This window comes from Oceanisphaera psychrotolerans (assembly GCF_001870485.1).
Lineage (GTDB): Bacteria > Pseudomonadota > Gammaproteobacteria > Enterobacterales > Aeromonadaceae > Oceanimonas > Oceanimonas psychrotolerans.
On record NZ_MDKE01000007.1, the window covers coordinates 44,740 to 56,057 of the forward strand.

At 61.1% G+C, this 11,318-nt stretch carries 11 protein-coding genes; 7 read left to right on the top strand and 4 right to left on the bottom strand.

All coding sequences use genetic code 11. The features are described 5' to 3' along the window. Window positions 1-19 precede the first annotated feature (19 nt). From BFR47_RS03070 to BFR47_RS03075, 3 genes are all read right to left on the bottom strand, one after another. Window positions 20-1,294, bottom strand: coding sequence for an NAD(P)/FAD-dependent oxidoreductase (locus BFR47_RS03070; protein ID WP_071471712.1), 1,275 nt, complete (start codon window positions 1,292-1,294; stop codon window positions 20-22). A gap of 177 nt (window positions 1,295-1,471) precedes the next feature. After that, window positions 1,472-1,621, bottom strand: a complete 150-nt coding sequence (locus tag BFR47_RS18955; protein WP_281245927.1) for a hypothetical protein — start codon at window positions 1,619-1,621, stop codon at window positions 1,472-1,474. Beyond that, window positions 1,552-2,829, bottom strand: a complete 1,278-nt coding sequence (locus tag BFR47_RS03075) for a glutamine synthetase family protein (RefSeq protein WP_281245924.1) — start codon at window positions 2,827-2,829, stop codon at window positions 1,552-1,554. The genes BFR47_RS18955 and BFR47_RS03075 overlap by 70 nt, the downstream gene beginning before the upstream one ends. 245 nt (window positions 2,830-3,074) lie before the next feature. Between BFR47_RS03075 and BFR47_RS03080 the strand changes: the two genes are divergently transcribed. The 7 genes from BFR47_RS03080 (at window position 3,075) to BFR47_RS03110 (ending at window position 10,606) form a co-directional block, all read left to right on the top strand. Then, on the top strand, window positions 3,075-4,403 hold the full coding sequence (locus BFR47_RS03080; protein ID WP_071471747.1) for a glutamine synthetase family protein: 1,329 nt from the start codon (window positions 3,075-3,077) through the stop codon (window positions 4,401-4,403). A gap of 107 nt (window positions 4,404-4,510) precedes the next feature. Further along, a complete protein-coding gene (locus tag BFR47_RS03085; protein WP_071471713.1) occupies window positions 4,511-5,872 on the top strand; it encodes an aspartate aminotransferase family protein in 1,362 nt (453 codons plus the stop codon). A gap of 20 nt (window positions 5,873-5,892) precedes the next feature. Continuing rightward, window positions 5,893-6,999: an extracellular solute-binding protein gene (locus tag BFR47_RS03090; protein ID WP_071471748.1), complete on the top strand. Its 1,107-nt coding sequence runs from the start codon at window positions 5,893-5,895 to the stop codon at window positions 6,997-6,999. A gap of 167 nt (window positions 7,000-7,166) precedes the next feature. Then, window positions 7,167-8,288, top strand: a complete 1,122-nt coding sequence (gene potG, locus BFR47_RS03095) for a putrescine ABC transporter ATP-binding subunit PotG (RefSeq protein WP_071471714.1) — start codon at window positions 7,167-7,169, stop codon at window positions 8,286-8,288. 7 nt (window positions 8,289-8,295) lie between these two features. Continuing rightward, window positions 8,296-9,192, top strand: a complete 897-nt coding sequence (gene potH, locus BFR47_RS03100) for a putrescine ABC transporter permease PotH (RefSeq protein ID WP_175514050.1) — start codon at window positions 8,296-8,298, stop codon at window positions 9,190-9,192. Between the two features lie 3 nt (window positions 9,193-9,195). Next, on the top strand, window positions 9,196-10,047 hold the full coding sequence (locus BFR47_RS03105; RefSeq protein WP_071471716.1) for an ABC transporter permease subunit: 852 nt from the start codon (window positions 9,196-9,198) through the stop codon (window positions 10,045-10,047). 16 nt (window positions 10,048-10,063) lie between these two features. Further along, on the top strand, window positions 10,064-10,606 hold the full coding sequence (locus tag BFR47_RS03110; RefSeq protein WP_071471717.1) for a cupin domain-containing protein: 543 nt from the start codon (window positions 10,064-10,066) through the stop codon (window positions 10,604-10,606). Here the strand turns inward: BFR47_RS03110 and BFR47_RS03115 are convergent. Further along, complete coding sequence (locus BFR47_RS03115) at window positions 10,603-11,145, bottom strand: cupin domain-containing protein (RefSeq protein WP_071471718.1); 543 nt, start codon at window positions 11,143-11,145, stop codon at window positions 10,603-10,605. The two genes, BFR47_RS03110 and BFR47_RS03115, sit on opposite strands and share 4 nt — an antisense overlap. Window positions 11,146-11,318 lie beyond the last annotated feature (173 nt).

Below are 11,318 nucleotides of genomic sequence, written 5' to 3' on the forward strand. Positions count from 1 at the left end.
TTCGGCAAGCGGCCCGGACCTACAGCCAGTCGCGCATCCGGTACCAGGCCATGGCCAGCACCAGTGCCGGGGTGCGTAATAGCCGGCCACCGGGAAAGTCGTGGTGCGGTATTCGCCCGAACAGATCGAAGCGTTCGGCGCTGCCGGCGATGGCATCGGCCATCAGGCTGCCGGCCATGCCGGTGAGGGCGATGCCGTGGCCGGAAAAACCCTGGGCGAAATAGACGTTGCCGTTCAGGCGGCCGAAGTGAGGCGCCCGGTTCATGGTGATACCCACATAACCACCCCAGGTGTAGTGCTGTTTGACGTCCTTGAGCTGGGGGAACACCTGACGCAGCCGCTGGCCCATGGCGCCGGCCAGATTGAGCGGATCCAGCCGGGAATAGCTGACCCGTCCGCCGAACAGCAACCGGTGATCGGCACTCAGGCGGAAGTAGTCGAGCACGAAGTTGATGTCCGCCACCGCCATGTTGTTCCTGATCAGATCCCGGGCCCGCTCGGCACCCAGTGGCTCGGTGGCGGTGATGTAGGTGCCGACCGGCATGATCTTGCGTTCTATGTCCGGGGCTATACCCTCCAGATAGGCGTTGCCGCACAGCAACAGGTGGCGACAGCGCACCCGGCCACGGGCGGTGTGGGCCACGGGCGTGGCGCCCTGCTCGACGCGGGTGACGGCACTCTGCTCATAAAACTGTGCGCCCGCCTGCTGGGCCGCCTGTACCAGCCCCAGGGTGTAGTTGAGCGGATGCACATGACCGCTGTTGGGGTCATAGAGGCCGCCCAGATAGGACTCGCTGGCCAGTTGCGCCTGCACCTGCTCCTTGTTCCACAATTGCAGGCTGTCGTAGCCAAAGTGACGGCGCAGATCCTCGGCCCAGCCTTCCAGCTCGGTCATGTGGCGGGGTTTGACCGCCGCATGCAGGTGGCCGTCGGCCAGGTCGCAGTCGATGGCATGGGTCTTGATGCGTTGGCGCATCTGGGTCATGGCTTCGAGCGAGATGTCCCACAGGGCCCGGCTGGCGTCCTGGCCGACCTGCTGGGTCAGTTTGGACTGATCGCAGGCGTAGCCGAAAATCATCTGGCCACCGCTGCGTCCGGAAGCACCCCAGCCAACCTGGTTGGCTTCCAGCACCGCCACCTTGTAGCCTTTCTGCACCAGTGACAGTGCCGCCGAGGCGCCGGTGATGCCGGCGCCGACGATGCACACGTCCACGTCCAGATCGTTTTCCAGGGTTGGGTAGCTCAGGGGCAGATTGAGGGAGGCGGCATAGTAGGAATCGGCGTGCTGCTGCATAAAGGGCTCCGTTAGTCACTTTGTTGTTTTGCTTTAATATCCTGGGTCGGCCCACCAAAGGGGCCACTCCGCCGACACGCTGTGAATACCTCCATGTACGCTCTCCGCTTCATCCTTGAAGCGGAAGGTCGGCGGAGCAGCTCCCTTTGGCCGTCTACCTGATATGGAGTCATCTTGTTACACCAGGTGTTGGTACCACTGGTATTCCAGCGGGGTTACGTGCTGGTCGAATTCGGCCAGCTCGAAGCGCTTGTTGATCAGATAGGCGCGATGAAACTCCTTGCCCAGATACTGGGACAGCCGGTGCGACTGGGCGAAACGGTCCAGCGCATCCTGCCAGCGATAGGGCAGCAACGGCAAATCCAGCTTGTTGGCGTCGCCTGAATCGGGGCCGGGGCCTGCAGTTGCTCGCTGATGCCGTGATCCACCGCCGCCAGAATCGCCGCCACCACCAGATAGGGGTTGGCATCGGCGCCGGCCACCCGGTGTTCAAGGCGGGTATTGGCCTTGTCGCCGGAGGGGATACGCAGCGCCACGGTACGGTTGTCGAAGCCCCAGCTGGCGTGCAGCGGCACAAACATGTGCGGTTGCAGACGGCGGTAGGAGTTGGCGTTGGGGGCAAACAACGCCATGCATTCGGGTAGCATGCTGCAGTTGCCGGCAATGGCCTGGCGCAGCAGCTCGTGATCTTCGGCGAACACGTTGTTGCCTTCTTCGTCGAGCAGGCTGACGTGAATGTGCATGCCGGAGCCGGCCTGGCCGTTATAGGGCTTGGCCATGAAGGTGGCGTACATGCCTTCCTTGTTGGCCACCGCCTTGATCGCCCGTTTGAGCAGCACCGCCTGATCGCAGGCGTCCACCGCGTTGTGCTGGTGGGTCAGGTTGATCTCGAACTGGCCCGGGGCGTATTCCGCCACCGCGTTGTCGGCGGGAATCCGTTGCAGCTTGCAGACCTCCGACACCCGCATCAGAAAATCTTCCCAGCTGTCGAGATCGTCGAGGGAGTAAACCTGGGTGTCGTGCATGCGCTCATCGGTGCCCGGCAGTATTGGTGGCTGCGGCAGACCATCGGCACCTTCTTTTTGGTCCACCAGGTAGAATTCCAGCTCCACCGCCACACAGGGGCGTAGTCCCTTGTCCTGCAGCCGTTGCACCACCTGCTGCAATACATGGCGCGGATCGGCGAAGAAGGGACTGCCGTCGCTTTCTTCCATGGTCATCAGGATCTGGCCGGACGGCGTCTTGTGCCAGGGCACGGGCGCCAGGGTATGGGGCAACAGCCGGCACAACCGGTCGCTGTCGCCCTGAGCCAGACCCAGCCCGGTTTCCTCCACCGTCTGGCCGGTGATATCGAGGGCGAACACCGAGGCGGGCAGGCAGATGCCGTCATTCATGGCCTTTTCCATGGCGCTGCTCTGAATACGTTTTCCCCGGAGTACCCCGTTGATATCGCACAGCATCAAATCGATGGATTGATAATCGGCCCAGGGGCGGGTGGAGTCGATATGCGGTTGGTCGCTGAAATCCTGGCTCATGGCGTCATCCTTAACGGTGTTCATGGTGATGGTGTCAGATAATCACCACCCTGGCTGTTTAATATATGGATATTTTGGTTAACTTTGAACTCGGTCGACGTTACTTTATCTCAAGATGAAAGAGAGTTTGCTGAGCAATAATTCTTATGTCTAGCATGATATTAGCCAAATATGGACTATGCTGACGTTTGTTTCCTCAACCATGGGCATTGGTTATGAGTGTTCAAGATCCCGAAAAACGAGATATGGAATGGTTAAGACTGTGGATGCAGCAGCATGCCATTACCGAGGTGGAATGTCTGCTGCCGGATTTCACCGGTAACGCCCGGGGCAAGATCCTGCCCGCCAGCAAGTTTCTGAAGGAAGGCGGCATGCGGCTGCCGGAAAATATCTTTCTGCAGACCGTCAACGGTGACTGGCCGGACGACGAGAATATCGACTGGACCGAGCGCGACATGGAGCTGCACGCCGACATCAAGACCCCGCGGCTGGTCCCCTGGGCCAGCGAGCCCACCGCCCAGGTAATCCACGACTGCTTCGATGCCAGCGGCAATCCGGTCGACATGGCTCCGCGCAGCGTGCTGCGCCGGGTGCTCAACCTCTACGAGGCGCAGGGCTGGCGGCCGGTGGTGGCCCCGGAGCTGGAGTTTTTTCTGGTCAAGAAAAACGAGGACTGGGACTATCCGCTGGAGCCGCCCATCGGCCGCAATGGCCGTCCCGAGACGGCCCGGCAGTCGTTCAGCATCGACGCGGTTAACGAATTCGATCCCATTTTCGAGGAAATGTACGACTTCTGCGAGGCCCAGGAGCTGGAAGTGGACACCCTGATCCACGAGTCGGGGGCGGCACAGATGGAGGTCAACTTCATTCACGGTGACGCCCTGGATCTGGCGGATCAGGTGTTTCTGTTCAAGCGCACCATGCGCGAGGCGGCGATGCGGCACGATGTGTACGCCACCTTCATGGCCAAGCCGATGAAGAACGAGCCGGGCAGCGCCATGCATATCCACCAGAGTCTGGTCGACGCCGACGGCAACAATCTGTTCGCCAATGCCGACGGCAGCCACAGCGAGCTGTTTTTGCACTTCATCGGCGGCATGCAGCGCTACATTCCCAGTGCGGTGGCGCTGTTTGCCCCCAACGTCAATTCCTATCGCCGGCTGGCCTTTGGCGATTCGGCACCGCGTAACATGGCCTGGGGGGAAGACAACCGCACCGTGGGGTTGCGGGTGCCGCGCTCCGGCCCGGCCGACCGGCGTCTGGAAAATCGCTTCGCCGGGGCCGATGCCAACCCTTATCTGGCGCTGGCCGCCAGCCTGGCCTGTGGCTATCTGGGCATGATGAACAGTATTGCTCCTACCGAACAGGTGCAGGGCAGCGCCTATAACATGCCCTTCGGTGTGGCGCGCAGCCTGGAAGAAGCCCTGCTGGAGCTGGAGCAATGCGATGAACTGTGCCAGCTGCTGGGTCCCCGTTTCGTCAGCGCCTTTATCGCGGTCAAGCGCAAGGAATACGAGGCTTTCTTCACTGTGATCAGCGCCTGGGAACGGGAGTTTCTGCTGCTGAACGTGTAACGGGCAAACCGCGCCCGCAAACCGGTGATGGTCATGCAGTGCGCAGGGGCGAATTTATTCGACCCTAACAAGTGAATGGAATGGCGATAGCGAACAGGGAGTCGAGGATGCCAAAGTCACACAAGAGTCCATTGCAGCAACTGGATGCAGCCCATCATCTGCATCCCTTTACCGACAGCCAGGCGCTGCATCAGAAAGGTGCCAGGGTGATCGAGCGGGGCGAGGGCGTCTATCTGTGGGATGCGGACGGTCAGCGCATCCTCGATGGCATGGCCGGGCTCTGGTGCGTCAATCTGGGGTATGGCCGGGAAGAGCTGATCCGGGCCGCCGATCAGCAGCTGCGCCAGTTGCCCTATTACAATCTGTTTTTCCAGACCACCCATCCGAGGGCCACCGAGCTGGCTTCCACCCTGGCCACGCTGTTGCCCGGCGACATGGAGCATGTCTTCTTCACCGGCTCCGGCTCCGAGTGCAATGACACCGTGATCCGCATGGTGCGTCATTACTGGGCCGGGCAGGGGCAGCCCGGGCGCAAGACCATCATCAGCCGCCACAATGCCTATCATGGTTCCACCCTCGCCGGCGCCTCCCTCGGCGGCATGAAACCCATGCACGCCCAGGGGGGCTTGCCGTTGCCGGACATCGTGCATATCGACCAGCCCTACCATTTCGGGGAGGGTCAGGGGCAGGATCCGCACCAGTTTGGACTGGAGCGGGCCCGCCAGCTCGAACAGAAAATTCTGGATCTGGGGCCGGACAAGGTGGCGGCCTTTATCGGCGAGCCCATTCAGGGCGCCGGTGGCGTCATCATTCCGCCAGACTCCTACTGGCCGGAAATTCAGCGTATCTGTAACCGCTACAACATTCTGCTGGTGGTGGACGAGGTGATTTGCGGTTTTGGCCGCACCGGCCACTGGTTTGCCAGCGAACATTACGGCCTGGAGCCGGATCTGCTGTGCATGGCCAAGGGCATCACCTCCGGCTATATCCCGCTGGGGGCGGTGGCGGTGGGGCCGCGGCTGGCTCAGGGGCTGATTTCCGGCGGCGAGTTCTTTCACGGCTTCACCTATTCCGGCCATCCGGTAGCCTGTGCGGTGGCGCTGGCGAATATCGAGGTGATGCAAAAGGAGCGGCTGGTGGAGCGGGTACATGACGATATCGGGCCCTATCTGCAGCAGGCCTGGGCCAGCCTCGGCAACCATCCGCTGGTGGGGGAAACCCGGGGCCTGGGACTGCTGGCGGCACTGGAGCTGGTGGCCGATAAAAGCGACAACCGGCGCTTTCCCGATGACGCCGGGGCCGGAGTTATCTGTCGCGAGCACTGTTTCGAGCTGGGCCTGGTGATGCGGGCGGTGGGCGATACCATGATTATTTCGCCGCCGCTGGTGATCAGCCGGGACGAAGTCGACGAATTGATCGGCAAGGCGCGTCAGGCGCTGGATTTGACCTGCCAGACATTGAATAACTAACCAAGGACGGAGAAATGCAGATGATAAAGACAACCGCTTTTCGGGTGAGCATGGTGGCCGCAGGCCTGGGGCTGGCATTGAGTGCCCAGGCCCAGGAAACGGGCCAGGTGAATTTCTATAACTGGTCCGACTATATTGCCGAAGATACCCTGGCCGACTTTACCGCCGAGACCGGTATCGAGGTAACCTACGATGTGTTCGACTCCAACGAGGTGCTGGAGGCCAAGCTGCTGGCGGGCAATACGGGCTTCGATGTGGTGGTGCCGACCAGCGATTTCATGGCCCGCCAGATTCAGGCCGGCGCCTTCATGGCGCTGGACAAATCCAGACTCGCCAATTACGGCAATCTGGACCCCAGGATCATGACCTTGCTGGCGGACAAGGATCCGGGTAATACCTATGGCGTGCCCTATCTGTGGGGCACCACCGGCATCGGTTATAACGTCGACAAGGTCAGGGAAGCCCTGGGCGAAGCGGCACCGGTGGACTCCTGGGACCTGGTGATGAAACCGGAAAACCTGGCCAAACTGAGCCAGTGCGGTGTGGCTTTTCTCGACGCGCCCACCGAAATCTTCGCGGCGGCACTCAACTATCAGGGGCTGGATCCCAACAGCACCAATGCCGCCGATTACCGGGGGCCGGCCACCGAACTGATGATGAGTCTGCGGCCTCATATCACCTATTTCCATTCTTCCAAGTACATCAATGATTTGGCCAATGGCGACATCTGCGTGGCGGTGGGCTGGTCGGGGGACATCCTGCAGGCGCGGGACAGAGCCGACGAAGCCGGGCAGGGAGTCAAGGTGGCCTACCGCATCCCGAAGGAAGGCGCCCTGATGTGGTTCGACATGCTGACCATTCCCAAGGATGCCCGGCATCCGGATCAGGCGCACCAGCTTATCGACTACCTGCTGCAGCCCGAGGTGATTGCCGGCGTATCCAACTATGTGGCCTACGCCAACGCCAATTCCCCCGCCAAGGCACTGGTGGATGAGGATATTCGCAACGATCCCGGTATCTACCCCACCGAAGAAGCGGCGGAGAAGCTCTACACCGCCAAGGTATTGCCGCAGAAGGTCAACCGGGTGATCACCCGGGCCTGGACCCGGGTCAAGACCGGCAAATAATACGAGGGAGCTGATGTTGTCGTCATGCCCGCGCAGGCGGGCATCCATGCGGCGCTGCATACCAGTGGGAAGCAGACAGAAGAGTACATTCTGTCGTGGCTTCCCCTTGGCGGACGACTCGACCGCGAGCGTGTCGAGGTCACCGCTGGTAAACACAAGGAGGTAATATGCCGGAAAACGAAGGTCAGCCCCGGGTCGATACCAGTCCCTTTCTGGAAATCCGTGGTCTTACCAAGCTGTACGACGGCCAGCCGGCGGTGGACGACGTCAGCCTGGGGGTGATGCGGGGTGAAATTTTCGCCCTGCTCGGTGCCTCCGGCTGCGGCAAGTCGACCCTGCTGCGCATGCTGGCCGGGTTCGAACAACCGAGCCGGGGTGAGATTCTGCTGGACGGCGTCGATATCGCCGAGGTGCCGCCCTTCGAGCGGCCCATCAACATGATGTTCCAGTCTTATGCGCTGTTTCCGCACATGACGGTGGAGGCGAATATCGCCTTCGGCCTGAAGCAGGACAGACTGCCCCGGGCGGAAGTGGCCGAACGGGTGGCGCAGATGCTGAAGCTGGTGCACATGGAAAGCTTCGCCAGCCGTAAACCTCATCAGTTGTCCGGTGGTCAGCAACAACGGGTGGCGCTGGCCCGCAGCCTGGCCAAGCAGCCCAAGCTGCTGCTGCTGGACGAGCCGATGGGGGCGCTGGACAAGAAGTTGCGCGAAGAGATGCAACTGGAATTGGTCAACATCATCGAGCAGGTGGGAGTGACCTGCGTCATGGTGACGCACGATCAGGAAGAGGCCATGACCATGGCGAGCCGCATCGCCATCATGAACAAGGGACGCCTGGTCCAGGTGGGCGAGCCGCTGGATGTGTACGAGTTTCCCAACTGCCGTTACAGCGCCGAGTTTATCGGCTCGGTCAATGTATTCGAAGGGAAACTGGAAGCCAACGAGGCAGACAGTGCCATCATCCGTTGCCCCGAACTGGAGCGGCCCCTGCGCATCAATCACGGGGTATCCATCGGGGAAGGGTTGCCGATGATGATAGCGGTACGACCCGAGAAGATGTTTCTCTGTGCCGAGGCCCCGACGGCAGACAGCAACTGGCTCAGTGGCATCGTCGACGAAATCGCCTATCTGGGCAGTTTGTCGATTTATCATGTGCGGCTCGCCTCGGGTAAACGGATTCTGGCGACCCTGCCCAACATGGACCGGCATCGTCGGGGCAATCCGACCTGGGGAGACCGGGTGCATTTGCGCTGGGAAGCCGACAGCTGCGCCGTGCTACTGACCTAGGGAGGTGATGATGAGTACCCGTTCCCGCTACCATCCTGGCCGCAGCCTGGTAATTGCCCTGCCGTACAGCTGGCTGCTGCTGTTTTTTCTGATCCCCTTTCTGATCGTGTTCAAGATCAGTCTGTCCGAGGCGGCACTGGCCATCCCGCCCTACAGCGAGATACTGAGCTTTGCCGACGAGCAGTTGCAGCTGGTGCTCAATCTCGGCAATTATCTGTTTCTGCTGAGCGACAGCCTTTATGTCCAGTCTTATCTGCAGTCGCTCCAGGTGGCCGGCATCTCGACCCTGCTTTGTCTGTTGATCGGCTACCCCATGGCCTGGGCCATCGTCCACTCCCGCCCTTCCACCCGTAACGTGCTGCTGATGCTGGTGATACTGCCGTCCTGGACCTCGTTTCTGATCCGGGTCTACGCCTGGATGGGCATTCTCGGCAACAATGGCTTGCTCAACAATATGCTGCTGGCGGTGGGCGCGATCGAGGCTCCGTTGCAGATCCTCAACACCAACACCGCCGTCTACATCGGCATCGTCTATGCCTATCTGCCCTTCATGATACTGCCGCTCTATACCGCCCTGATGCGGCTCGACTATTCGCTGGTGGAGGCGGCCGCCGATCTGGGCGCCCGTCCCTGGAAAAGCATGCTGACGGTGATAGTGCCCCTGACCAGGGGCGGCATCATCGCCGGCTCCATGCTGGTGTTCATTCCGGCGGTGGGGGAGTTCGTGATCCCCGAGCTGCTGGGCGGCCCCGATACCCTGCTGATCGGGCGGGTGTTGTGGCAGGAGTTCTTCAATAATCGTGACTGGCCGATAGCGGCGGCGGTGGCCAGCATCATGCTGCTGTTGCTGATGGTGCCCATCATGTGGTTCCACCACATTCAGCGCAAAGAAATGGAGGGCTGAGCCATGGATCATATTCCCGTCAGTCGCTCCCGGCTGCGACCGGGTATCCTGTTGCTGGGCTTCGGCTTTCTGTACCTGCCCATGCTGATATTGATTATCTACTCCTTCAACAGCTCGCGGTTGGTCACGGTCTGGGCCGGTTGGTCTACCCGCTGGTACGGCGAGTTGTGGCAGGATCAGATGATGATGCAGGCGGTGGGTCTGAGTCTGACCATCGCCTTCCTTGCCGCCAGTACCGCCGTGGTGCTGGGTACGGTGGCGGGCTTTGTATTGACCCGGATGGGGCGCTTTCGGGGGGAAAGCGGCTTCGCCTTCCTGATCACGGCGCCGTTGGTGATGCCGGAGGTGATCACCGGTCTGTCTCTGCTGTTGCTGTTCGTGGCCATGGGCGACTGGCTGGGCTGGCCGCAACAGCGGGGCATGGGCACCATCTGGATTGCCCATGTCACCTTCTGCACCGCCTATGTGGCGGTGGTGGTCAGCTCGCGGTTGCGCGAGCTGGAACGCTCGGTGGAGGAGGCGGCGATGGATCTGGGGGCCCGTCCGCTGAAGGTGTTTTTCGTGATCACCCTGCCGATCATCGCGCCCGCTATTATCGCCGGCTGGCTGCTGGCCTTTACCCTGTCGCTCGACGATCTGGTGATTGCGAGTTTCGTGTCCGGGCCCAACGCCACCACCCTGCCGATGGTGGTGTTTTCCAGTGTACGGCTCGGGGTCAGCCCCAAGATCAACGCCCTGGCGACGGTGATTATCCTGATCGTGTCGCTGGTGACCTTTATCGGCTGGTGGCTGATGGCGCGTGCCGAACGGCGGCGCGCCCAGGAAGCGGCGGCGGCCCGCGGTGGTGGTATCTGAGGGAGGAAGACGGACGATGGAGCTTGCCGAACGACTGAAATGGCTGCGCAGCCGTCATGGCCTGACCCAGCGCGAGCTGGCGCGTCGGGCCGGGGTGAACAACAGCCTGATCTCGCAAATAGAACAGGCTGCGGTCAACCCGTCCGTGGCCACGCTCAAGCGGATACTGGATGGTTTCCCCATCACCATGGGGGCTTTTTTCAGTCTGGAGCGAGAGCAGACCAGGCAGATATTTTTCCGGCAGCAGGAGCTGCTGCCGATCTCCAGTGGCGAGGTGCAGATGTGGTTGATTGGACCGCTGCAACGGGGCCACAAGCTGGCGCTGCTGCGAGAACGGTATCCGCCGGGTGCCGATACCGGGCCCGACATGCTGAGCAACGAGGCGGAGGAAGCGGGGCTGGTGCTGAGCGGCGAAATCGAGATCACGGTGGGGGAGGAATGCTGTGTGCTGCGGGCCGGTGATGGATATTACTTCGATACCCGCCAGCCTCATCGCTTTCGCAATATCGGCAGCGAGTATTGTGAACTGATCTCGGCGGCGACCCCGCCGACCTTCTAGTAGGTGGGCGGTTGGTTGGCGGAGACGATCAGCAGATCCTGTTCGCCGATGTTGACGAAACGATGGGGTTCGGTGCTGTCGAAATAATAACCATCCCCCGGGCCCAGCTCGAAACAACGGTCACCGACGGTGAGTTGCAATTGCCCCTGAATAACCACACCGCACTCCTGGCCTGCATGGCTGAGCAACTCGGGGCCGGTGTCGGTGCCGGGGGGCATGGTTTCACGCAGCAGGGTGATGGTGCGGCCGGGAAAATGGCTGCCGATAAGCCGGTAGCTGATGTCTCCCGAGCCACGGTCCGGCTGCTGGTCGGCACGGTAGACCACCGGGTTGCTGTTATCCTGCTCTTCCGCAAAAAACTCCGCCAGTGACATGGGCAGGCCGTCGAGCAGGCGTTTCAGCGAACCGATGGACGGACTGACCTGATTCTTTTCCACCTGGGAAATAAAACCGTTGGTGACCCCGGAGCGCTTGGCCAGCTCCCGCTGGGATAACCGGGCCTGCAGTCGTACGCTTTTCAGACGATGACCAATGTCCATCTGGGAATGTCTCCTGGGGATATTTGAATGGGGAACCGATGCGAGCAAGATAACAAATCGGTGCTCAAAGCGTGGCCGTCACCGGTAATGCGCGCACATTCTAACTCAGAACGAAGCGGGTACACAGGGAAGATGAATCACCGGGAGCCGCAGATAATAGCCACTCCTTCGGC